This is a genomic window from Acidobacteriota bacterium (genome assembly GCA_033549365.1).
Classification (GTDB): domain Bacteria; phylum Acidobacteriota; class Aminicenantia; order Aminicenantales; family Saccharicenantaceae; genus JAWSUF01.
Genome location: JAWSUF010000003.1, coordinates 1 through 24,501, shown reverse-complemented (window position 1 = coordinate 24,501; position 24,501 = coordinate 1). Strand labels below are relative to the sequence as shown.

21 protein-coding genes are annotated in these 24,501 nt (G+C 62.1%); all 21 read right to left on the bottom strand.

What is annotated here, in order from left to right; genetic code table 11:
• Window positions 1–1,275, bottom strand: a complete 1,275-nt coding sequence (locus SCM96_05400; GenBank protein MDW7760058.1) for a glycosyltransferase family 4 protein — start codon at window positions 1,273–1,275, stop codon at window positions 1–3.
• 1 nt (window position 1,276) lies between these two features.
• A complete protein-coding gene (locus SCM96_05395) occupies window positions 1,277–2,809 on the bottom strand; it encodes a class I SAM-dependent methyltransferase (protein ID MDW7760057.1) in 1,533 nt (510 codons plus the stop codon).
• Entirely contained in the window at window positions 2,806–4,077 is a 1,272-nt protein-coding gene (locus tag SCM96_05390; protein ID MDW7760056.1) for an ABC transporter ATP-binding protein, read from the bottom strand. Before SCM96_05390 ends, SCM96_05395 begins: the two co-directional genes overlap by 4 nt.
• An 8-nt stretch (window positions 4,078–4,085) precedes the next feature.
• Complete coding sequence (locus SCM96_05385; protein MDW7760055.1) at window positions 4,086–4,886, bottom strand: ABC transporter permease; 801 nt, start codon at window positions 4,884–4,886, stop codon at window positions 4,086–4,088.
• Complete coding sequence (locus tag SCM96_05380) at window positions 4,883–6,088, bottom strand: methyltransferase domain-containing protein (GenBank protein ID MDW7760054.1); 1,206 nt, start codon at window positions 6,086–6,088, stop codon at window positions 4,883–4,885. The genes SCM96_05385 and SCM96_05380 overlap by 4 nt, the downstream gene beginning before the upstream one ends.
• Before the next feature lie 227 nt (window positions 6,089–6,315).
• Complete coding sequence (locus tag SCM96_05375; GenBank protein ID MDW7760053.1) at window positions 6,316–7,989, bottom strand: hypothetical protein; 1,674 nt, start codon at window positions 7,987–7,989, stop codon at window positions 6,316–6,318.
• Between the two features lie 4 nt (window positions 7,990–7,993).
• Complete coding sequence (locus SCM96_05370) at window positions 7,994–8,659, bottom strand: sugar transferase (protein MDW7760052.1); 666 nt, start codon at window positions 8,657–8,659, stop codon at window positions 7,994–7,996.
• Between the two features lie 57 nt (window positions 8,660–8,716).
• Window positions 8,717–9,631, bottom strand: coding sequence for a class I SAM-dependent methyltransferase (locus SCM96_05365; GenBank protein MDW7760051.1), 915 nt, complete (start codon window positions 9,629–9,631; stop codon window positions 8,717–8,719).
• Window positions 9,628–10,647, bottom strand: a complete 1,020-nt coding sequence (locus SCM96_05360; GenBank protein ID MDW7760050.1) for a lysylphosphatidylglycerol synthase transmembrane domain-containing protein — start codon at window positions 10,645–10,647, stop codon at window positions 9,628–9,630. Before SCM96_05360 ends, SCM96_05365 begins: the two co-directional genes overlap by 4 nt.
• Before the next feature lie 32 nt (window positions 10,648–10,679).
• Complete coding sequence (locus SCM96_05355) at window positions 10,680–11,393, bottom strand: YdcF family protein (GenBank protein MDW7760049.1); 714 nt, start codon at window positions 11,391–11,393, stop codon at window positions 10,680–10,682.
• Between the two features lie 58 nt (window positions 11,394–11,451).
• Entirely contained in the window at window positions 11,452–12,594 is a 1,143-nt protein-coding gene (locus SCM96_05350) for a glycosyltransferase family 2 protein (GenBank protein ID MDW7760048.1), read from the bottom strand.
• Window positions 12,595–12,630: 36 nt separating this feature from the next.
• Window positions 12,631–13,770: a DegT/DnrJ/EryC1/StrS family aminotransferase gene (locus SCM96_05345; protein MDW7760047.1), complete on the bottom strand. Its 1,140-nt coding sequence runs from the start codon at window positions 13,768–13,770 to the stop codon at window positions 12,631–12,633.
• Window positions 13,771–13,793: 23 nt separating this feature from the next.
• Window positions 13,794–15,038 (bottom strand): glycosyltransferase family 4 protein, encoded by a 1,245-nt coding sequence (locus SCM96_05340; protein MDW7760046.1) that lies wholly within the window; start codon window positions 15,036–15,038, stop codon window positions 13,794–13,796.
• A 19-nt stretch (window positions 15,039–15,057) separates the two neighbouring features.
• On the bottom strand, window positions 15,058–16,455 hold the full coding sequence (locus SCM96_05335) for an ATP-binding protein (protein ID MDW7760045.1): 1,398 nt from the start codon (window positions 16,453–16,455) through the stop codon (window positions 15,058–15,060).
• Between the two features lie 74 nt (window positions 16,456–16,529).
• Window positions 16,530–17,063 (bottom strand): GNAT family N-acetyltransferase, encoded by a 534-nt coding sequence (locus SCM96_05330; protein MDW7760044.1) that lies wholly within the window; start codon window positions 17,061–17,063, stop codon window positions 16,530–16,532.
• Window positions 17,060–17,338, bottom strand: coding sequence for a DUF1778 domain-containing protein (locus SCM96_05325; protein MDW7760043.1), 279 nt, complete (start codon window positions 17,336–17,338; stop codon window positions 17,060–17,062). Before SCM96_05325 ends, SCM96_05330 begins: the two co-directional genes overlap by 4 nt.
• Before the next feature lie 155 nt (window positions 17,339–17,493).
• Complete coding sequence (locus SCM96_05320) at window positions 17,494–18,879, bottom strand: ATP-binding protein (protein MDW7760042.1); 1,386 nt, start codon at window positions 18,877–18,879, stop codon at window positions 17,494–17,496.
• 40 nt (window positions 18,880–18,919) lie between these two features.
• Window positions 18,920–20,203 carry a UDP-N-acetyl glucosamine 2-epimerase gene (locus tag SCM96_05315; GenBank protein MDW7760041.1) on the bottom strand — a complete coding sequence of 428 codons (1,284 nt, stop codon included), beginning with the start codon at window positions 20,201–20,203 and terminating at the stop codon, window positions 18,920–18,922.
• A gap of 12 nt (window positions 20,204–20,215) precedes the next feature.
• Window positions 20,216–22,252, bottom strand: a complete 2,037-nt coding sequence (locus SCM96_05310) for a nucleoside-diphosphate sugar epimerase/dehydratase (GenBank protein MDW7760040.1) — start codon at window positions 22,250–22,252, stop codon at window positions 20,216–20,218.
• Between the two features lie 32 nt (window positions 22,253–22,284).
• Window positions 22,285–24,027 carry a bifunctional sulfate adenylyltransferase/adenylylsulfate kinase gene (locus tag SCM96_05305; GenBank protein ID MDW7760039.1) on the bottom strand — a complete coding sequence of 581 codons (1,743 nt, stop codon included), beginning with the start codon at window positions 24,025–24,027 and terminating at the stop codon, window positions 22,285–22,287.
• A gap of 252 nt (window positions 24,028–24,279) precedes the next feature.
• Window positions 24,280–24,501: hypothetical protein (locus tag SCM96_05300; protein MDW7760038.1), on the bottom strand; the 222-nt coding region annotated here is incomplete at its 5' end.

The window sequence follows — 24,501 nt, the reverse complement described above, 5'->3', positions numbered from 1 at the left end:
TCACCTTCGTCGTGAGACCGCCGACGCCGGTCCCGCGCCGGCGGCGTCCCGGTAGATTTTCTCCCACTCCATGATAACATTTTCCCACGCATACCGTTCAACGACCCGGGCCCGGCCGCGCTCCCCCATCCTCCTCCGGGTTTCGGGATCGAGGATCAGCGCCAGGAGCGCACCGGCCAGTTCCCGCGGCCGGCCCGCCTCGACGAGCAACCCGTCGGCGAAAGGTTCGATGACTTTCGCCGAGGCGCCGCGCACGCATCCCACGACCGGAAGTCCCTCGCGCCAGGCTTCGAGAAAAACGATGCCGAAGGACTCGAAGGGCGAGACCATGACGAAAACCGAAGCCTCTCTCAGGAGGGCACGCTTGTCCTCTTCGGGAAATCCCTTGATCACGATGATCTTCCGGCCCCGGGCCGCGGACACGGCCGAGGCCGACTTCTCGATCTCCGGAGTGTGCGACGTCGGGTTGCCGGCGATGACCAGGCAAGCCGGGCCGCCTCCATCCCAGAAGATCTCCATGGCCGCGATGAGATCCTTCAACCCTTTATGGAGCCCATGCTGGCCGAGGAAGAGAATCACATCGCCGGCCGGAATGCCGTATTTTTCGCGGGTTCGATCCCCATCCGGGGCGCCGTCTGGGTCGAGGTCGATCCCGACGCCTGCCACCCGGACATTCACTCCCCGAAGTCCCGGTCTTCTCTCCAGGTATTCTTTTTCGCCCTCCGTGAGGGCAATCACGGCCTCGGCGCCCCGCATCCAGCGGTCATAGAGGGGATTGTCGTAGGTCGACGGGTCCTCGGTATGGAAACAGGGGACGACGACAAGCGGCCGCCTCCGCCTCCGGGCCGCCTTCCAGGCATAACCGACATTGAGGGTCGGTAAGGGACAGGCGACGATAAGATCGACCCGGCCCGCCTCCTCTTCGGCGGCCCGGGCATAGGCCCGGCTCCTCGGCCCCCAGGCGAGCGCCCTGATGCGCGGACCGCCCGGGACGGGCAGTCGCCGCGCAACGGCCCGCATGAGATTAAGAAACCGCGCCCCGCGCCGGCTGAAAGGGACGCGCCGCACGCGGAGGCCGTTCAATATTTCCTCCCCCGGAGGCATCAGGCCCCGGCCGCATCGCGGAAGAAAATAATTTTCGACCGACCACGCATTGGACGCCAAAACCGCAATCTCGTGACCCCGCGCCGCCAGCCGTTCGCCGACACGGCGCATCAATTCTTCCGCCCCGCCCCGGGCGGGATGATAATTGTGCAGGCAGTGAAGGATTTTCATGTCAGCGGATGAAAACCGAAACCCGGGAGAGGTATTCCGGACGGACACCCCGCCCGGAGGCCCGCCACAGGAAAACGTCCCGGCGGCCGAGGCGCCCGGAGGGGAATCGCCGGGAGAAGATCAGGCTCCGCTCGAAAAAAAGACATTCGCTGTAAATCCAGGCGGCCTCCGCCGGCTTCGGCACATGACGGGACGGGCGCGGAATCCGGCCGGCCAGGAGCCGCCCCGGCGTCCATCGGCCGCCAATCCACACGGCGTTGAAATATCTTCGGCGCACGTTCCGGGGGGCGATGACGGAGCCGTCGCCCGTCTCGCCGGCCGATTCAAGCAAGCGCGTCGAGACCTCCCGAGGCAGTTGGGCGCGGTCCGAGACAAGGAGCGTCCAGGCGCCGCGCAACGTCGTCACGGCCTTCAGGAAACTTCCCGCCGTCGCACCTTCCGCCGCGGACCCGAAAACACGGACACCCGGATAAGACCCGGAAAGAAGCCGCCTCACGTCCGGTTTCTCATCCGGATCCCAGACACAGACCTCGAAGTCGAAATCCACTTCCTGGCTCAAAAGATGGTCGAGGCAGGACGCCAGCCGTTTCGTCCCCGAGGGGAGGGCAACGAGCGCCGAGACCGTATGCCCGGCGTGATAGGCGGCCATCTCCGCCGCCAGATCGCCGGGAGACGGGGATTCGATCCCGCCGGGATCCGCCCCGGCCGGACGCTTCAGAATCCCTTGGAGGAGGCCGTCGAGATCGGCCTGCGGCATGTTCCGTCCATAGACCCAGAGCATCCGGGCAAAGGGTTTTTCATGGATCGAGGCCGCACCGCGGGCCGCCAGGAACCGGTCCAAGGCTTCGAGGACGCGGCCGGACCGCCTCCTCAACAGAAAATCGTTCCGGACGTAATGAAAGAGAAGCGTGTCGGACAGGGATCCGAAGCCGACTCCCGATCCGGCGGGCATTTCTCTTCCGAGAATTTCCGACACGGATCCGGGATCGGGCAATCCGTATCGCCGATGCTCTTCAAGTTGAGCCTGGGCGACGCCGGTCAACCTGTGGACCTGATCCGCTAGGAGGCTCTCGACGGCCTCGACCCGGGGATCACGGCAGGGCGCGGACAACACGACGAGTCCGGACGAGACGCGGCACAATTCATGGAGAAAGGCTTCGCGACGGGCGGCGGGTACATGTTCCAGGACGTCCAGGGCCGCCGCGACATCGAACGCCCGGTCGGGGAAGGGAAGTGCGCCGCCCGTGCTCCGGACATAGCAACCGGAGCCCTCCTCCAAGGCGGAACGGGCGTCGATGTCCGCGACATCACACACGACGGACGGCCCGTCATGGATCCGGCGGATCGGGAACCAGACGCCCACCCCCGATCGATCGGGAGAAACGCCCCCCACATCGAGCACGCGGATCGACCTTCCGTCCGCAGGCTTCGAGGCGGCCAGGATTTCGCCGAGGGCGGCGTAGCGCTGGAATTGATCCCACGTCCACGGAAAATCCCGTCTTTTCCGGTCGCCGGCGACGGCGCGGACCGTCATGCCTCCTCGAGTTCCCAGCGGGATTGGACCCGGACTGTGCCGAACTCCTTCGCTCCGCAGTCCTCGACCCGGAACCGGTACATCTGGTCATGGTGGTCATGGGCCGTGTTGAGCGTCGCATCATAGACCGAGGCGGAAAAGAGATAATCACCCGGGAGAAGGGTCAGGGAGGGCACGATGAAGCGGACGACACCGCGGGGAGGGAGGGGCGGCTCGCCGGGAGCCCCCATCCCGCCGTCCCGCGTATTGGGCCCGTAGATCAGCATCCTGTAGACCGTGTGCAGGCCGACGCCGAAAACCGCACGGCCTTCGCCGGGCCCAAGTTTCGAGTTGAAGGCGAGCCGCGCCTCGAATTGCTCTCCGGTGCGAAAAGAGGTCCGAGGAAGACCATCGGCGCCGGTGAAGACAACGGACGTGATCTCGACCCGCCGGTCGCCGAAGCGGCGGGAATCCCCCGCCGGGGACCGGGCTCCGCCTTGACCGATCGGGACCGCATCGAGACTTTCTCCGCCGAGCAGGAGTTCGCGGTAGAAAGCCACGGCCTCCCCCGCCTCCCCGACAAAGGCGAGCCGGCCCCGGCTGAGGACGGCGACCCGACCGGCGATGCGGGCGACCAGGTTGAGGTCATGGGAAACAAGCACAATGGCCGCCCCACGCTCCCGGAACGACAGAATCTTCTCGAAGCTCTTCTGCTGGAAGATCTCGTCGCCGACGGAAAAAACCTCGTCGATGAGGACGATATCGGGCCGGAAGAAGATGATGATGGAGAAGGCCAGACGGATGAACATTCCCGATGAGTAGTTCTTGACGGGGACGTGGAGGAATTCGCGGATTCCCGAAAATTCGGCGATTTCGTCGAAACGGCGGCGGATTTCCCGGCGCGGCACGCGGTAGATCGACCCGGAGAGAAAGATGTTCTCCGCACCCGTAAGCTCCGGATTGAAGGCCGCGCCGAGTTCGATCAGCGGAGCCGGGATGCCCTCGACACGGACCGACCCCGTCGTCGGCGGGTAGATCCCCGCCATGATCTTGAGGAGCGTGCTCTTGCCGGCTCCGTTCCCGCCGATGACACCGAAGATTTCCCCGGGCCGGATATCGAGGCCGATATCGCGCAGGGCCCAGAACTCGGACCGCCGGCGTCTCCGGAAGACCGTGCTCATGGCCCGGAGGCCGTCCCGGCGCAGGCTGACCGGCCCCGCGGCATCGAGCCGGAACCGGACGCCGACGTTGTCCAGGACGACCGCCGGACGGGTTGTTTTCGGAGCCATCGTCGTCGTCATGACAGGTGAAAGACGAAAAGACGTTCCTTGCGCGTGAACAGGGCGAAACCCAGGATCAGGGCCGCCGCGGCCAGGCCGGACGCCGTGAGGAGGATATCGGCCGGCGGGAACCCGCCCCGGTAGACCGGCCAGCGCAGACATTCGACGAAGTAATAGGCCGGATTCCAGAGCAGGATGGCCCGGAAGCCTTCGGGAAGCGCCTCGAGGGGATAGAGAATGGGAGTCGCGTAAAAGAGAGCCTGGAAGAGAACGGCGGCGATCTGCTGGACGTCGCGGACACGGATATGGGCCACGGCGAAGAGGAGGGACAGGCCGAGCGAGAAAGCGAAGTGCAGGAGGATGACAAAGGGTAAAATCAAGAGATAGGGCGTGAAGGGTGCGCGATAGAGGGCCATGAAGAGAAAAAGCACGGCCGTGAGGACGGCATGGTCGGCGTAGCGGGCCAGGACGCTCGACAGGGGAAAGACAAGCTTGGGGATGTAGACTTTGCGGATGAGGTGCTGGTTGTTGACGACGGAGGCCGTGGCGATGGTCACGGTCTGCTGGACCATGAGCCAGGAGACGAGCCCTGAGAAGAGAAAAATCGTGTAGTTGTCGACATGGAAACGGATGATCCGGGAAAAGACGAAGGCCAGGATGAGAAGAAAGAAGAGGGGATTCAGCACCGTCCAGAGAAACCCGAGGAGGGAGCCGCGGTAGCGGATCTTGAGCTCGGAGAGCGTGAGGTTGTAAAGGAGATCGCGGTAATCGGCGAGTTCCCGGAGAGATTGAATGGCCGGGCGCATCATGAAATTCATTTTATCCTAAACGCCTGAGAACTGACAATGACCGCTTTCCTCCCTCTTCCGCTGTTTTGTTTTTTGACGACATAGAAATGGCAGTCGGCATAATGCAGCGACCGGAATAGAGAGGCCGAAATTTTCTCCGGAAGCACCTTGGCGCCCAGACACTCGAGTCCGGATATGACGGCCAAAAGCATGGATTTCAGGATCGTTTTCCAGGCGGGCCGGCAGGCTCGGGGGCCCGTTCCTGAGATCGTCCGGATGATATGATGCTCCTCGGGGACGGCACCGGGGATCCCCCGGCAGTACGCGGCGACGTCATGGAGGGACATCCCTTTTTCGAGAATTCCGTACCGCCGCATGGCCTCGACGGCGGCCGGCTCGGTTTCATGCCCGGCGCCGGGCTCGGCCAGGACGACGCGGCCGGGAGTGGTCATGGCCCGGAAAAACTGTTGCATGGCTCTTTTCCGGTCGGGCACATGGTGGAACGCGTCATAACACAGCACGGCGTCGAGGCAGCCGCTTTTCAGGGGGAGGTTTTCGACATCGGCGACAAGCAGGTGGGGGATGCGGCCGCGCATGCGGCGGACGCCGATATCGAGATAGGTCCGGCAGATGTCGATGCCGATCGGGACGAAGCCCGATCGCATCAGCCATTCGCTCGTCCAGGCATAGCCGGCCCCGGCGTCCAGGACGACGCCGCCGGCTTTGAGTTCGAGAAGAAAGAGGGCGTTTCCGAAACGGCGGATGAGCTGGTTTGTAAAACCCGGATTCCCCGGATTGAAGGGCGAGACATCGCCCGGACCGAAAAAACCCGGATCGTCGATCCGTTCGACAATGGTCATTTCCGACATCTTCCAGGCCAGGCCGGCGTCCTGGGCGGAGGAAGATTGCCGGGCAGGGGGGGCGGCGGTGAGGCTCAGAAATTCCGCCGACTCCGCTCCGACCCAAGGCTCAAGACTCCGCAGAAAATCCAAATCCCTCCCCCAATCTCTCAGGTGGTCGGGCAGGAGCTCGGGCAGGAAATTCCGGATCGGGTACCACCGCCCGCAGGAGAGGCAATTCAGAAGGCCGTCGATGATTTCCGGTTCCCGCGATTCCTGGTCGGGAGGCGCGGATTGAGAGTCACCGGTGTCTTTGGTGCGGGCAACCGTCCGCAGATCCAGGTCGCCGAGACAAACCGGACAGGCCAGGTACTCAAGCGCCCCTCGCTTCATCTTCCCCGCTCAGACTGCTGGATCTTGCTCATTTTAAACAATTTGTCTTGTTTTCTTCTGCTTTGGCTGCTGGATGTTGTTCAATATAAATAAGTTGCCGATTATTCTCCCATTTTTCAAGAGAAAAATTAAGCATCTTATTTATTATCTACAACATCCAGCAGCCAAAGCACCCTAAAAACGCTCATTTTATTTATTATCAGCATTTTCCAGCAGTCTGAGCGGGGTTAAATGCCGGGTATGGGGGTGGAGCGGGTGAGGTGAAAGGCGGGGATGATCAGTGCCCATACGGCATAGCCGAGAACGAGCAGCTCGGCGATGAGAAATGCCGTTACGGCCCATTCCCCCAGCCTCGGCGGCCGGGGGCCGATCGGCACAAGCGCATCCCCCGGCGCCTCCCACGTCTTTTCATCCGACAAGGCCGCCCCGCCTCCCCTTCCTGCAAGACCAAAAAAACCGTCTTGGCCGTCTCGCACCCCACGCGCTTCTTTCTCAGCGACACCTCCTGATAAACAGGAGCCTTTCGCATCGCTCTCGGAAAAATTAATCTTATCCGCTCTCCTCCCAAAAACCGAGCGGGCCAACCGCGAAATACCGGCGGCGCCGCGCTCGACGCTATCAAAAAACTCCCGGAACCCGGTCACAAACAGAAGGGCGATCGGCAGGAGCATCGGAAAAAGATAGCGTCCCTGGGCATACATGACCTCGGGCGATGTGGTCGCCAAGCGGGTCAGCAGGGCCTGAACAACCGCTGCCAAAGCGGCGAATGCCAGGACTTTCAACATCGGGCCTCTCCCCCGCATCCGCCGCACCATCGTCCGGATAAAAAGAAACACAATTCCGAACGACGCAACAAGGCCGGATATTTTCCATCCCCATAGGACGGTCCTCGGCGCACCGAATCCCATCCAGCCGAACCGCAGGAAAAAGCTTTCAGCAAGACGAGAGAAAAACAGGCTATCCATTCCGGTTCCGAACGTGTTCAGGGATCCCGTGACTCTGGCCTTGAGGTAAATGAAATTTCTCTCGACTTCGAGCGGGAAGACCTGAACGAGAACGAAGGCAACGACCAGAATGCCCAGAGCGAAGGACAACACAATGAGAACGGATCTCACGGGATTGTTCCATTTGAAGGCGAAAAGGGAGGCGACGACCGCCAACGGCGCAAAAACAAGAACGGAATGATCGGATAAAACTCCGGCCACCGTCGCACCAAAAAGTCCAACCACCGCGGCCCCTCCCGCCTCGCCGCGGATGACGGCGAAGGCCGACCGGAAAAAGACCGCTCCCAGAAAAATGCACCAGGCGTCCGAGCCCGTCGAAAGTGCAATCATTAAAAGCTGCGGGAGAAAAAGGACAAAAAGAAGCGGCGCCCCCTCACTTATATTCAAGGGCTCTCCCCGCGCAACAGCCGCCGACGCGTCCGGTTCGTCCTCCCTCCTCCGTCCGGCAACCACCGCCTGAAGCGCTCCATAAAGCACCAGCAGAGCGGCCATAAACAACGCATAAGAAAACGCCCGGTTCAGGACATAGAGGCGCTCCAGGTTCTTTCCGGCCAACGGACCGACGACCATCGCCGCCGTGCGATGATAGAGAAGCAACCCGCGGTGGAGATCCTTGATATCACCTTCCATGCGCCGCGAGATAAAGCGGATATCGGCGAGGTTCCGGGGCAATACCTCGGGTTGGCCCATGCCCACCATCCGCCACCAACCCGCCCGATCCATCATTTCGATGATGCCGCGTTCGATTTCGTCTTTTTTTTCGTCCCCCCAGGCCTTTCTCACCACGATGGAAAAATGCTGAGGTTCGTCGGGATTGTGGAACGGCGGAACAGCGAAATGGAGGATCAACCCCGCCGCCGCCGCGAAAACCAGCACCCGCCACCGGCTCAGAACCAAGGCCTCACTCCCGCCACTTCAGCACGGCAAAGGCCGTCCTCAACAGGATTTTCATATCCAGGGCCATCCCGGCATTCAAAACATAAAACAGATCCCAGTCGAGCTTTTCGCGCGAGGCCTCGATGGACGAGGCGTAGGGGTAGTTGACCTGGGCCCAGCCCGTGATGCCCGGCTTGACCCGGTGACGAAGATCGTAATGCAGGATTTCCTCCGCAAGCCGCCGCACGAACTCGGGCCTCTCCGGCCGCGGGCCGACCAGGCTCATGTCTCCACGCAGGACGTTGAGCATCTGAGGCAGCTCATCCAGGTGCAGCCGCCGCAGAACATGGCCGACAACCGTGATCCTCGGATCGCCCTCCCCCGCCCACAGCGCGCCATTCTCCTCGGCCGGGTGAATCATGGACCGGAACTTGCGGATGAAAAACACGCGCCCTTCCCGCCCCATGCGCGTCTGCCTGTAAAACACGGGCCCCTCCGACCCGATCTTGACCATCAGGGCGAGCATCGGCCAGAAGGGAAGACTCAGCCCAAGAAGAAGCGCCGACGCAAGAACATCGATCGCCCGTTTGGCCCACCCCCCGGCATATCGGGCCGCGCCGCCCGCCCGGCGCCGAACTTCGAAGTCCGTGCCGACGCGTTCGATCCGGCCGCCGCGCGCCAGGGTTGTCATGCCGTCTCTCCGCCCCAACAATTCATAGGGCAAGAATAATTCCAACAAGCTCTTGAGTCAAACACCGGTTTCTTTTGAGGCCTCCGGACGGGTCTTTCGCAGTCGCAGAAGAATCCGCCGCTCCATGATATCCGCTCCGGCCGGAAAAGCCCTGTACGGCGGAAACAGGCGGGCCGCGCCCTGCGCCATCCCCGCCCAAAGGGCCGCCGCATCGCGGACAACGCCCCCCCGCGCATTGATGCGGAAAGACTCCGTTCCCTCATAGGTGTCCCGATCCGACGGCCGTCTCGAGCCCGAATCGCATTTGTCAGCTTCGCAAGTCGCCTCTCCCGGACGCGAAACTCTCGAACTTCGGCCTACCGGGACATCCGGTTTATTTTCCCGTATCGCCCTCAAGACCCGCAACAACCCCAAGGCAACCAGCCTCGGTCCCTCCCACAACACGACCCGTACCCCACGCTGCCACGCCGTGTCGCGGATCTCGAGCATCTCCTCGATCTCGAAGCCGGCCGCCCGCGCCGCGCTCTCCAGCTCTTCGCGCGTTTCGAACCAGGTCGCGCCGTGCCGCACCCCCGCGTCCCCCTTCGGTTCCGGCATCCCGTTCGGAAAGCAGACAACCGCTGTTCCTCCCTCCGCAAGATGCCGCCCTGCAAACCCAAAAAAAGCCGCACCATCCGCGACATGCTCCAGCGTGTCCACGGAGAACACCCGGTCGAAGGTCCGACCCAAAAATCCTCCCCCGCAGACATCGGCCGCCTCGAAAACGACATCCCGGCGCCCATCGAAGGCCTCGCGCAGGTTCCGCACGGCCGCCTCGGAGATATCGACGCCCCAATATCCGGCCGTCCGGCCGAGGACCGCCCGCGCCGTGTTTCCCGACCCCGGGCCGATTTCCAAAACGACGTCCTCCGGCCGCTCCCCGAGGTGTTTCCGGACGAGCACACGCCGCGGCGAAAAACCGTAAAACCTCATTTCGCACCAGCCTCCCGGTTTTCCGCCGGCATTCCACCCCTCCATATCGCAGCGCCCATCCCGGCGCCGAAAACCAAACCCAGCACAATTCGCGGCACGAACGTCACAATATGAAGCATGATGCCGTAGCCAAGAGCCGCGTCCCTCTCCACACCGAAGGGCGCCAGAGCCATAATCACGGCAAACTGGTAGACGCCGATTTTCCCCGGAAGGGACGGCGGCAGTTTCCCGACCTGGAGAACGATGAGGACGAAAAAGGCGGTCCAGAACGGAACGTCCAGTCCGAGGGCCCGAAAGAGCAGCCAGATCGGCAGGACCTCCCCGGCCAGGACAAGCAGCGTCAGGCCGCCCAGAACAGGCGCCGCGCCCGGCCGCCGCAGGATCCGGAAGGCTTCGACGCCCTTCTCCGCAAAGTCCGCCCCGCCGCTTCGGAATTTCGCCGGCAGAAAACGCAGGGCCTTTCCGGCCGCCCGCAGCACGGACTCCGGTTTCCAGGCAAAGACGGCAAGCACCGCGGCCAGGACGCCTCCCAGCACCGCGGCCGCCGTGTATTCCCGCACGGCCGTCCGCATCGAAAACAGCGCTGGGACAAGCGCCCACAGAACCACAAACACCAGGAAATCGAGCGCCTTTTCGACGGCGACCGTGCCCAGCGCGAAAGCGGTCGAAATCCCCCCGCCTGCGTCGCCTCCGGTCCGGGCGACCATCACCGATCGGGCCACTTCGCCGAAGCGCCCCGGAGCCAGGATGTTGATGGCCTGCGAGACAATGTTCAGTTTGAAAAGCTCGCCCACACCGACATCACCGCCCGGCCGCAGCAGAAAACGCCACCTCACGCTGAGTGCAACAACGGCCAGGAGCGAAACACCAACCGCCGCCGCGACAAGTCCATAGTCCGCCCGGACAAAGGCTTCCCGAACGCCCCCCCAATCCGTCTTTCTTACGCTGAGCCAGACGGCCGCCGCGGTGACGATGACGGCTGCCGCGGGCGTCCATCGCCGACGGCGCGACCTCACTCCCAATCTCGAAAACACCGGATCACGGACCGTCAGATATAACCCTTAACCTTATAATAGGCAATCCCCGCCCACTCCCGGAGCGCGGACATGAGATTCGTTACTCTGCGGCGGGACGTCAGGATGGGGTCGTCATAGACTTTCCCGCTGGGCCGGAACTCCTTGAACTCGGAAACCCGCTGGGTGCGCACGATCTCCGGTCCGGCTTTTCGGGCCGTATGCCGTGCGACGATCCGGTAGTTCGTGTAGCCGGCCTTCCTAAAACACAGCCAGACACGCCGCGCATGATGGGGCGAGGTCACGATCAGAAGGTTGCTGTCGCGCGTGATCTCCACGCCTTCCGCTTCCAGGATATACCGGGGATGGTCGACCGTCGATCCCGATTTCGGATCGAAGGCCAACGCCTCGGGCGGAAGCCCCATCCATACGGCCGCCTCGCCGTAGATTTCCGCCTCGGTCACGCGCCCCGCGCCGCCCCCCGAGATCACGACTTTTTTTCCATAGCCGTCGGCATGGAGCTGGATGGAGGTGTAGATCCGCTGGAAGCCCGCCTCGGTGGGAATATTGTTCGCGAAAAAGCCGTTCGTCAGGCAGACAATGTAATCGGCCTCGACCGGAGGCTCCGTCTTCACGAGCCACCGGTCGATGAAGATCGGCAGGCCGGCCGCCATCCAGGCGATAAACAGAACCGTCAGGATTCCGACCGCGGCAAACAACCCCCTGAAGATCCGGACGATTTTTTTCATGGCATAACCTCCCGCCCCATCCATCATATCTTAAATCAAGAGCCGATCAAGAGCCCGGTTACCGCATCGATCCGGAGTCGACATTGCCGATGACGGCGGACTTCCTCCGGAGAAACGGGTCGCTGAGGAATCCCGCACCCCAGCTGATGTGCATCACCGCCCAGACGAGGGCAACGCGGAGGCGACAGCCCAAACCGGCTCGGGCCCCCGCCTGTCCTTGCGCGTTCGCCGCGGACCTCGTCGAAGCCGGGACGCGCCCGGTTCCGGCGAATGGCCCCGGACTTTCCTCACGGCCGCCGCATTTCAGGCCGGGGAATCGGGAGAGAAGCGCAAATACGGCAAGCCCTGCCGCATAAGCCGCCGGGACGAGCAGAAACATCGGATTCAGGACCGCCGCAACCAGCGATCCTCCCAATCCAACGAGGAGAAGCGGCGCGGCCGCCTGGCGCCACGACGTCAGCCGCCGGTGCTTCAGGGCCGTCCGGGCCCGGCCCCGGCCGTAGCGGAAAAACTGGCGGGCCAGCCCGCGGAGACTCTCCCGCGGATAATAGAGGACCTCGAGCGTGTGGTCGAGATAAACCGTCTTGCCGGCGGCACGGATCCGCATGTTCAACTCGGCGTCCTGGTTGGAGTCGGCCTCCTCGTCGAAGCCGCCGATCTCCTCGAAGAGGTCCCGCCGGAACGCGCCCAGATAGACCGTATCGACAAATCCGCTTCGCCGTCCCAGGCGCCAGCGGGCGTTTCCGACGCCCAGCGGATGGCGCAGAGCCAGGGCGACCGCCGCCTGAAAGCCGCGGCCTGAACCGCCCCCGGCGCGCGCCTCCAATGCCTCGACGACCGGGACCTGGACGCCGCCCGCGTTGGCCGCGCCCGTCTTCTCCAGGAGTTCGACGCACCGCCGCGCGTATCGCGGCGGATAGACACAGTGGGCATCGGCCCGCACAATCCAATCGCCGCGCGCCTCGCGGATCCCGATGTTCATGGCCGCGCTGACGCGACGGCGGGGATTGTCGAGAAGCCGCACCGGGGCGCCGCGCTCGGCGAATCCCCGGACGAGATCTCGCGTCTGATCCCGGCTTCCCCCATCGACGACGAGAATTTCGACATCGTCCCCCGCGCCTTCGAGCAGGCTTTCGACCGCCCGCCCGATGAATCGCTCTTCATCGAGGCAGGGCATGACGATCGATGTTTTTATTATCAATGCTATCCAGCAGCCAAAGCAGGATAAGGCGCTCGGCTAGAAGAATTCGGCGATTTTGCGGACGACATACTGCTGCTGCTCCGCCGTGAGTTCGGGATAGATCGGAAGGGACAGGACGCGGGCCGACGCGGCTTCACTCTCCGGAAAATCTCCTTCCTTATAGCCCAGATCCCGGAAGCATTCCTGCAGGTGAAGCGGCACGGGATAATAGATTTCCGCCCCGATGCCGTTTTCAGCCAGGAAGGCCCGCAGGGCGTCTCTCCGCTCTCTGTCCGTCGTCCGGATCGTATACTGGTTGTAGATGTGATGGTTCACATCTCCGCCCTCTCGATACACGGCGACCGGCGTCACGACATGCCCGGCGGCGACCAGCCCGGACTCGGCGAACCCGGCGTCGTAGATCGCGGCATTCTCCCGTCTCTTCTTTGACCAGGCGTCGAGATGGCCGAGCTTGACGATGAGAACGGCCGCCTGCAGCGCATCCAGCCGGAAATTCGCACCCACGATCTTGTGGAAATACTTGGGCTTCGAGCCATGGACGCGGATCATCTCGAGCTTTTCGCGAAGCGCCTCGTCCCGGGTCACGACCATCCCGCCGTCGCCGAATCCGCCCAGGTTTTTCGACGGGAAAAACGAGAAAATTCCCATATGACCCATGGACCCGGCCCGCTTCTCCTTGTATTCGGCGCCGATCGACTGGGCGGCGTCCTCGATGACGCAGAGCCCGCTCGCCCGGGCCGCCTCCAGGATCGGGTCCATGTCGGCGCACTGCCCGAAAAGATGGATGGGGATCAGCGCCTTCGTCCGCGGCGAAACGGCCCCCGCGATCTTCGCCGGGTCCATGTTGAAGGTCACGGGATCGATGTCGACAAAGACCGGCCGGGCGCCCAGCCGCGAGACGGCCCCTGCCGTCGAAAAGAATGTGAAGGGCGTGGTGATGACCTCGTCGCCGGGCCCGACGTCCGCGGCCATGAGGGCGGCCAGAAGTGCGTCCGTTCCGGATGAGACGCCGACGGCGTGCTCAGTTCCGGAATATTCGGCGATCCGGTGTTCGAGCTCTTCGACTTTGGGCCCCAGAATGAAATACTGGGAGTCCATGACTTCATCGACGGCGCGGCGGATGTCGTCCCGGATCCCGGCGTACTGCGCTTTGAGATCGAGCAATGGAACTTTCATGAATTCTCCTTGTTCATGCCGCATTATCTCTCTGAACGCCTTGCGGGAGCAAGTCCGGACCCGGCCAGCTTCGCATACGCCTCGATAATCTCGGCCCGTTGAAACATGTCGTCATAAACCTGCCGCGCACGGATCCCCCGCCTTGCGATTTCCGCGGGGTCTTTCAGAAGCGCCAGGACGAGATCTTCCAATTCCCGCCCGCCGGAGACGCTCCAGCCGCAGCCGGTTTCCTCGATCCAGCGGGTCAGGCTGCTCATTAAATTCATGATGGCGATCACCGGCCGGCCTGCTGACAGATAGGCGCAGAGCCGCGATGGAAACGCCAGATCCTCCAGCCCCGGATGAAGACAGGCCAAGCCGATATCCGCCGCCCTCAACAGCCGCACGAGCTGTTCATCCGGAAGCCGCGGGAGAAACACCGCCCGGTCGATCTTTTCCGCGGCTGCTCGGGCTTCCAGGCGCCGGCGCTTCACGCCTTCTCCCGTAAAGACAAAGCGGACGGGCCGGTCGGCAAACCGCTTCGCCGCATCCAGGATCTCATCCAGGGGATGCATGACGCCCATGTTGCCGGACGTCAAAAGCAATAGCTCGCCCTCGGCCGCGCCCCACTCGTCCCTCGGGCCGGGAGGATGCTCCGCCGGCGCGACTTCCGGGATTCCCCAAACGGGGATCACCCGGACTTTGCTCTCGGGAACGCCTTTCCGCTCGACAAGCGTCCGCTTCATGTCGTCGCTCAGCACCACGACGGTCTCGGCCCGGCGAAAAGCGGCGCGATTCGCAACCTCCCAAGCCCACACCATCAGGCGGGGTAATCGCCAGCCCGAAACCGCGAGAACATCGGGATGAATGTCGTGGAGGACCCAGACAAACCGGCATCCTCCCGCCGCGGCCAGCCGCGCGCCCACATAACCGATGACAGGCGGATTGCTGAAGGCAAGAACGGTCGAGCAGGGCCCCGCCTTCAGGATTTTCCGGCCGGTTCTCCAGGCGCCGACGAGATAACGGAGATACCCGGCAATCCGTCTCGCCATTCGTTCGCGGCCGCGGGCGCGCCCCATGGGCACACGATAGACCCGGACGCCGTCCCGGCTTTCCCGGGCCGGCGCGTCATGCGACGGACGCGTATAGCTCGGCTGCCCCGCGACGACATGAACGTCGAATCCGCGGGCGGCCAGCCCCGCGCAGATCTCCGCCGCATACAGGCCGGACACGGCCGTATCCGGAGGATAATACTGGTTCAGAACAAGAATCGAAGGATTTTTCAACATTCGGCCACATTCCATCGATTCAAGCTTGCAAATCCCCCTCGCCCGTAAAGAGAGCGACGCCCTCCTCCGCCGCTTTCCGCATCACGGCCTCGGTGAAACCCTTCTTTCCGAACAAGCAAAAACGGAGATCGGCCTCTCCGCCCCACGTCCCCAAGGTTTTCCTCACCTTCCCCGCCTTGGCCTTCAGTCCCTCGTAGATGTCCAGTCCGACCGGCCGTTCGCTCCATTTGACCTCCACGAGAAGAGCCTGCTTGGTCTCCCTGTTCAGCGCGACCAGGTCGATTTCTTCGCCTTTGTCCCACCATCGCCCCACGGCATCGAACCGGAAAAACCGGTCCTCGTTTTCCATCAGGATTTCCCGCGCGACCTGCTCATAGACCGGCGCCGCGCACCCGGCCCAATCCCTCCGGATATCCCTCAGCACATCGCCCGTTTTGCCGAGCTCGAGGTCGGCTCGCCGGGGAAACACGAACTTGAACCAGAAATGAACGAAGTTGTCGACAATCCGATACAGTCCCTTCTTGCTCTTCAGCGGGCGCTCCTCCGTCACGGGAGTTTCGCGTTCGACGATCTTCAGATCGGCAAGAACGCCCAGATACTTGTTGGCCGCGGCCTGGGCCAGCCCCGTCGCGTTGACGATCTCGGAGAGCTTCCGCCTGCCCTGGGCGACGGCCTGCAGCAGGGCGAAATAATAACGCGGCTCCCGCAACTCCTCCCTCAGCAGGAACTCGACCTCGTCATAGAGAAACCGCCCCTTGCTCAGGACGCGTTCTTCGATGTTCCTCCAGATGTCGCTCCGGCGATCGAACTGGAGCCAGTAGGCTGGAATGCCGCCGGCCACGGCGTAATGCGAAAGACGGTCCTCGAACGAGCTACCCTTTCTGAAACCGGATGCGGCGCGAAAGCTCATGGGGTCGACCCGCCATTGACCGGTCCGCCGTCCGAAAAGCGGGCTCCGGCGGCCCAGGACCTCGTTTTCCATCATGGCTATGCTCGACCCGAGAAGGACAAGGCAAACCGGGCTCTTCGACAGGTGTTCGTCCCAACCCTTCTGGAAAAGGCTCGGCGCGGCCGGATTGGACTGGATCAGATAGGGGAATTCGTCGACGGCGAGGACGATCCTGCGGTTTTTCTTCCGGAGATAGACAAAGATCTCCTCCCAATCGGTGAAACCCCGCGTTTCGAGCAGGGGCTCGCTGAAGAACCGGCCGACGGCCCGCGAAAACCTGAGGAGCTGCTCCTTCGGGCCGGTCGTTTCGGCCAGAAAGTAGATGTGCGGTTTGCCTTCGACAAAACGTTTGACAAGCTCGGTTTTGCCGACCCGCCGCTTTCCCCAGAGGACGACAAGCCCGGCGCTCTCTTCGCGCCAGCATCCCTCCAGAAAGGCCAGTTCCGTTTCCCGGTTGATGAATTCCACAGCGTCCCTGATTTACATATTATATACTCACGAGTATTATACTTACGAGTATATAATTGTCAATATCCCGCAATTCAAATCTTGCCCGCCTCCGCAAGCGCCGCCTCGATGGTTTTGAAGGGCAGAAGCAGGGAAAGCGGCAGATCGAGGAGGGGAACGGCGCCGTAACCCGCATACCATCGCGCGGCGCGTTCGTCTTTGGCGTCGATAAGAAGCGCAACCCCACCGACCTGCGCTGCAACCAACAGGCACCTCCGCCCCGCCGCGAGAAGAAGCTGTCCGCCAAGGCCGCGTCCCTGAACCGTCCGATCGACGGCCAGCCTTGCCAGCCTGAAAACGGGAACGTCATGACGGGCCAGGCCTTTCCTGACCCGATCGGGGGCGCGGTTAAAAGCTATGGATGCCGGGCTGACACTGTAGAAACCGAGGATCCGCCTCCGGTCGACATCCTCGACGGCAAGAAATGTTTTGGCCCCGCCCCGGACATGGCTCTTGCAGGCATGGCGCCTCAGGAAATCATTCAAAATGTCGTCGCCACAGTCGAACGCAGACCGATCATGGGCTTTGGAAACCGGTTCTTCATGCCAGGGAGGAACAGTCGCGGTCACGTGCGGTCGGGCAGGGCGCGGGCGGCCTTCAGGAGCCTCGCATTCGGCGCGGGAGGGTTCTCCAGAAGCTCGAGGACGAGCCGGCTGTCTCTTTCGCTGAGCTCCAATCTTTCGGATTGATCGATCAGAGTCCGCGCCGCCTCCACCGCATGCCGGATCATGAAATCCGTCAGAGTAGTCCGCTGCAGGGCCACGGCGCGCACGAGGAGCGCCTTGTCCTCGGGCGGGATCCGCAGCGAAACCCGCCTGTTGTTTTCGTCAAGAATTTGCGGCATCGGCTTTCCTCTCGATATTGTACGTATTCATACTGTACATTGTGCGCCCCGGCATGTCAAGGCCCCGCTCGCCTCATGATTTGCCCCGCATTCATAACGCAGGCCCGGTTTTGCCGTTTCCCCCGGGCGCAGGCCCGCTTGATCACCCGCCCTGATCACCCATCCATCGCCGAGACGACCCGGCCGGGCGGGATGACGAGCGTCGTTTCATCGGGCACGGCGGCGCCCCTGGCGGCTTCCCCGTCCGCCTTTCGAAGAAAAAGCGCTTTGATCACGCTTTTTCCCCCGGCAAAAGGAAGGTTTCGGCTTTTCCGCTCCAATTCTCGTTGAAGTTTCGCAACCGGCGTTCTCATGCGCCATTCGACCTCGCCCAGAAGGATCGCGCTTTTGTCGATGGATTCCGCAACCAGGTCCAACTCCATCGGCTTCCCATCCAAACCGTTTCCCCACCAGCGGGCCGCGGGATTGAACGTTTTTCCTTGAAACGTCATGAGTGGAACGGCCCGGCGACAGATGTCTTCCCAGATTCCGCTGAGATACCCGTCGTATCGACCGCGGATGTCATTCCAAACCGGATCAATCAGACCGAATTCGAGCCGGCTTCGATGGGGAACCAGAAAGGTGAAGTAGAAATTCAGAAACGGATCATCGATCTTGTAAAGACTTTTCTTGGTGGAATGGATCGATTCGCCGTAAGGCACATCCCTTCGGATATAACCCAGATCGATGAGGAAGGCCGTCAACCGGGATAATTGCGTGGCCGGTTTTTCCAATCTCCCGGCGATTTCGGACATGCGATGACATCCCGATCCGATCAAGCTCAACACGGAAAACGCCTGGACGGACGTCCGCATTTCATCGGCAAACAGCCGCTCGGGTTCTTCATAGAGGATGCCGTCCCGATCCAGCACATGATTTTTCACGGCCTCTTCAAAGCTTTTCGACCGGCGCCGGATTTCCCAATAACGCGGCACGCCTCCCCAGACGCCGAACTCCCTCACGGCGTCTTCCGCGGTGATCCGGAGATACTCTTTCAGATACGGGATCTCCATGGGACGAATCCGCAAAATCTCGTCGCATCGCCCGTAAAGAGGCGACGACCCGTCGAGCGCCATGCCGTACATCATCTGCTGCGAAGAACCGCAGAGGATGAGGATGTGCGGCCATCCCGCGTCGACGATTTTCTGGATGACGGAAGGCAGGTCCGGGCTGTTCTTGACCAGATAGGGAAATTCATCAAGGCACAGGATCGTCCGTTCCCTCAGGGCCAGTCCGAGATTGTTGAAGAGGCTTTCCCAGTCGGGGTATACGGGCTTGCCGAACCCCGGGACGATCTCATCGATGCGGTCGGCCAACCCCGAGATTTGAAGGGCCGTCTCCCGAAGATCGGCGGCGAAATAAACGGCCTTCGGCGGAAGGATGCGGCGCAAAAGCGCGGTTTTGCCGCAACGCCTCCGCCCGTAAACGACGATCAGACGGGTGTTGTCGCGCTCGAACGCCCGCAACAATCGGTTTTTTTCTTTTTCTCTGTCGACGAACATGAAACCCTGGTGTTATTATGTATGACAATAATAATGTTTGTCAAGCATAATAATGAAGCCGGAGCTTCTCGACGATGCGGCCGGCCGCACGGCCGTCCCAGAGGGGCGGCACCTGATCGAAGCGCTCTCCGCCCTCCAGAACCCGGCGCGACTCGCTCTCCACCTCGTGGGGCTTGATCAGCCGGTTGCTTCCCTGCCGGATGGTCACCGGCCGCTCAGTGCTCGGACGCACGGTCAGGCAGGGGATATGCAGATACGTCGTCTCTTCCTGGATGCCGCCGGAGTCGGTGATCACCAGCGCGGCGCCGCAGACGAGATTCATGAACGGGAGATAGCCCAGGGGCTCGCAGAGGAGCATCCCCTCGGCCTTTTCGATGCGCTCCCAGAGGCCGAACGCTTTCAACTGCTTGAGGGTTCGCGGATGCACGGGAAAGACGATCGGAATGTCCGCGGCCAGGCGGCGCCACTGGTCGACAAGCCCAGCCAACACCTCCCGGTCATCGACGTTGTTGGGGCGGTGAAACGTCATAACCGCATACGGGCGCGCGCCCTGGGCTTTTCCTGTATTCCGCATGCTTTGCGTTCCCCGCACTTTTTCCGTACTCTCCCTGCCCGATACGCCTTTTTCACCCTCCGAGCTTTTTGCACCCGGCATTTTCTCTGCATCAATCACTCTCTGGGCATCCGCTTCATTGCGCTCGCTCAAGCCCGCAATCCCCGCTCCTCCCCCAATCACCACCGGCTCGACCCTCGCCGCTCTTATCTTCGGCAGGAAATGGACCAGCGTGTCGATCATCAGGTTGCCGACCATATGGATCCTGTCGCGCGGCTTTCCCTCCGCCACAAGATTGTCGTCGGCGTCGGCGGAGGTCGTAAAAAACAGATCGCAAATGCTGTCGGTCACGATGCGGTTGATCTCTTCAGGCATGGACCGGTCGCGCGATCGCAGGCCCGCCTCGTAGTGGATCGTCGCGATCCCCAGCTTGGCGGCCACCAGCACACATGCCGCAGTCGAGTTGACGTCGCCCACGACCAGCACGGCGTCCGGCTCGTTCTCCACACACACCGGCTCGAAGCGCTCCATGATGCGCGCCGTCTGCACGGCGTGCGAAGCCGAGCCGACCTCGAGGTTGATCTGCGGCCGCGGGATTTCGAGCTCGTCGAAGAAGAGCTGCGACATCGCCTCGTCGTAGTGCTGGCCGGAGTGAACCAGGATCGGGGCGAAATCCCCGTGCTTCCGCAGTTCCCGCATGAGCGGCGCAATCTTCATAAAGTTCGGCCGCGCCCCGGCGACAAGCATCAATCGATAGGCGTCGTGTTTCATTTATTCCCGGCTTCAGGAAACCAGGCCGCGGCTTTTTCTCGGCCGAGCCTTCCCGCCGGGATCTCCCCCTCCGGGATCTTCGACGCCGGAATCTTCCGCTTCAGGATCTCCCCCGCCGGGCTTTTCAGCGGGCCGCGGCGATGACGAAAGAGTCCCGCCGTTCGCAACATAGGTCGGGACGATGTCCCTGAGCAGGGCTTGAACATCCTCTTTGCGACAGCTCCCGCGGCACATATCGATCAACCGTTCGACCTTCTCCAGAAGTTTTTTCCCGTCGCTTTTCCGCGAACTCCTGGCCCTGAAAATCTTGGGGTGATCCGTGGGTTCCGATCCCTCCTCGGCTCCCAAAAGCTCCTCAAAAAGCTTTTCTCCCGGCCTCAGCCCGGTGTAGACAATGGGAATCTCCACATCCGGTTCGAACCGGCTGAGCCGGATCATGTCCCGGGCCAGATCGACGATCTTTACGGGCTCGCCCATGTCCAGAACATAGGTCTCTCCGCCCTCGCCGGCCGCCGCCGCCGCCAGGACAAGGAGCACGGCCTCGGATATGGCCATGAAATAGCGCTTCATCTCCGGGTGTGTCACCGTGACCGGGCCGCCCTTCTTGATCTGTTCCTTGAACAAGGGGATGACGCTTCCCCGGCTGCCGAGTACGTTCCCGAACCGGACCGAGATGAACCGTGTTTCCTTTCCGCTTGTCATCGACCGGAGAAGCTCCTCGGCCGCCCGCTTGCTCGCTCCCATGACGCTCGTCGGATTGATGGCCTTGTCGGTCGAGATGTTGACGAACTTTTCCACTCCGTTTTCGGCCGCAAGCTCGGCCAGGATCTTCGTCCCCAGGATATTCGTGCCGACGGCCTCCTCGGGAAAGGACTCGAGAATGGGCACGTGCTTGTAGGCGGCGGAGTGAATGACGACCTCGGGCTTGAACGTCGCGAACAGCACGGCCATCCGCTCCCTGTTCCGCACATCGCCGACCACAGGGATGACGTTCAAGCCTAAAGGATGCAGGCGATTCATCAGGTCGAAAAGCTCGGTTTCATCAATATCTAGCGCGGCCAGTTTCGCCGGCTTGAACGACAACACCGTCCGGGTTAGCTCGCCGCCGATCGATCCTCCGGCGCCGGTGATGAGGACGCGCTTCCCGGCCAGGAATCCGCGCACGGACTCATAGTCGATGGTCACGGGATCCCGCCCCAGCAAGTCCTCGACCTGGATCTCCTGGATATCGGACAGGGTGACCTCGCCCTCCATGATGTCCATGATCCCCGGCAGGATCTTGATGGATTTGACGGTGTTGCCCTCGCGGATGATTTCGACAATCTTCCGGATTTCGCCGGACGCGGCCGAAGGGATGGCCACCAGGATTTCGTCCACCATGTAGCTCTTCACGATCTCCGGTATGTCCCTGCGCCCCCCCAGAACCCTGATCCCATGAATCGAAATCCCTTTCTTGGCCGGATCGTCGTCGACATAGCCGACCGGGAAGTATTTCGATTTCCGGTTGTTCAGCATCTCCCGCCCGATCTGTTCGCCGGCCGATCCGGCGCCGACGATCAGCACGCGGGTGCGGCCCTGCATGGATCGTTCCGGCCAGATTCGATAACCCAGAACCACTCTTTTTGCGATTCTCAAGCCGCCGATCAATGCCAGGCTGAAAACGAAATCCAGGATGAGAATCGACCGGGGAAACTCCGCAAAAAGCGGAAGAGGACGAAAAAGAAATATCGCCGCACCCATGGCCACCGAGGACAGGGCCAGCGCTTGAAAAAGCCGCATCATCTCGCTCAGGCTGTAAAACCGCCAGGAGATATTGTATTGGCCGAAGAGGATCAGGAAGACAAATTTGACCACAAGCGCCAAAAGTCCGTATTCGAAGATATGGTCCGTATATTTTCCGGGAACGGCAAAATCGAAGCGGACCAGGAACGCCGCATAAATGGCGGCATAGATCATGAGACCGTCGGCGGCAAGGAAAAAGGCCCGCCTTTTCAAGGCTGTTACGCGCAGGACATCACCGCCGAACCCGGAAATCCATCTCTCCTTCATATCAACCCCATTCTTTAATTGGAGCCGGTTCCCTACTTTCCCCCGCACTCCCCGCCGTCGCGGATAAAGCCGCTCTCCACCAGATACTTCAGGATGATCTCGGCGTTCTCCACCTGCGTCTGCGCCACCGTGTCCAGCGTGATCTCCGCGGATTCGGGCGCCTCGTAGGGGTCGTCGATTCCCGTGAAGTCCTTGATCTCGCCGCGCCGCGCCTTGGCGTACATCCCCTTGTAGTCGCGCTGCTCGCAGACCTCGAGGGGCGTGTCCACGAAGATCTCGACGAAACGGTCGGCGCCGACCATGGCCCGCACTTCGTTCCGTGTCGCCCGATAGGGGCTGACAGCGGCGCAGATCGCCGTTCCACCGTGGCGGACGACCTCGGCGGCCACGAACCCGATCCTGCGAATGTTCGTGTCGCGGTCCTCCTTGCTGAAGCCCAGCCCCTTGGTCAGGTGCGTCCGGACGACGTCGCCGTCGAGGACCGTGACCTGCCGGCCGTGCTCGAGCAGCAACTGCGTCAGGATATCGGCCGTCGTCGACTTCCCCGAGCCGCTGAGGCCCGTAAACCAGATGCAGACGCCCTGCTTGAAGCGGGGCGGGTAGCTTTCGGCCAGGATCTCGGCGACTTCCGGCCGCGTGAACCAGTCGGGAAGCAGCCGCCCGTTGTTGAGGTATTCGTCGCGGACCTGCGTCCCGGAGATCGAGGCCGTGCGGACGCCCTGGGCGACCTTCGACTCTTCCTCGTAGCGGCCTTCATCGGGCAGATAGACCAGCATCGTGAACGGCAGGGTCTTGACGCCGAGCTCGTCGCTGCACTTTTCAGCCAGGTCCTGGGCGTCGTAGGGGCCGTAGAAGGGCTTCCCGGTCGAGTCGTTCCCCGGCCCGGCGTGGTCGCGGCCGACGATCAGGTAATTGGCGCCGTAGTTCCGCCGGATGAGCATGTGCCAGACGGCCTCTCGCGGCCCGGCCAGGCGCATGGCCAGCGGCAGGAGAGAAAGCAGGATGCGATCGGGGTCGTAATAACGCTGGGCCAGGGCCTTGTAGGTCCGGACCCTCGTGAAGTGGTCGACGTCGCCCGGCTTGGTCAACCCGACGACGGGGTGAAGCAGAAGCACGCCGTCGACCTCCTGGATCGCCCGCTTCGTCAGCTCCTCGTGGACGCGGTGGAGGGGGTTTCGCGTCTGGAAGGCGACGACATTGGGATGGCCGAAGGTTTCGAGCCGCTCCCGCGTCTGGGCCGGTGTCAGGCGGATTTCCTTGAAATCGTGGCGGGAGGGAAGCTGCAGCACCTGGAGGCGCCCGGAGATGTTCTTGGGGCCCCAGCGATGCATTTCAGCAACGAGCGGGTGGCGCAGGTCTTCCGTGCCGAAGACTTTGAGAGACGTCTCCCGAATGTCCCAGTCGTAGATCTCCTCGACGGTCATTACGGCCAGAAGCTCGTTCTGGGCGTTTCGGATGACGATGTCCTTGTCGAGTTCGAGCTTGCCGCCGGTTACGTCCTCGGGGCGGATGGGAAGCGTCACAGGAATCGGGAAGAGGTGGCCGTTTTCAAGCCGCATATCGCCCAGGACACGCCGGTAGTCGGCATGCGACAGGAACCGGTCGAGGGGCGAGAAGGCGCCTGTTGCCAGAAGTTCGAAGTCGCAGACGACGCGCTCGGTGACCTGGATCGAGGGCAGGCGGGCGGCGTGGGCCTTGACTTCGGGCAGGGCGTCCTTCGGGACGCGGATGTCGACGAGTTTTCCGCCGCAGGGCGGGATGAGGGTTTTCTTCACGGTCGGATTCTCCTAAAACTTGCCTCTGATGATGTTTCTCCGGATTCCGGTATAATCGGGTATAAAGCCCGGAAAAAGAGGAGATTATACACTAATTTTTGGCTGGGACAAACCCGAGACGTGGGCAACCGGAGGCGGCGGCTATTCCACGATTCGATACGGGAGATCCGGACCCGACTTTCGCCAATAGCTTTGTCGGCATCTCGGAACTTATTATATATCATGATGATAGCCCTAATCTCGGTGTAGTACCTAAATGGCCTCGGGATCAAGCTTCAGGGCCGTTAGGAGCTCGCGTTCGGTGCTCTCCAGGAGGCAGAGTTTCCGTATGGGTTGAGCGGATCCGGGATAATGATAGACAGCGCGACGGATGCCGCGGAGCGTCTCCAGGGCTCGGTCCAAGCCCATCGTCAGGCCGGCCTGACGGATTTTTCGATGGATAAGAGAGAGATATAGCAGCGCCATGACGCAGGT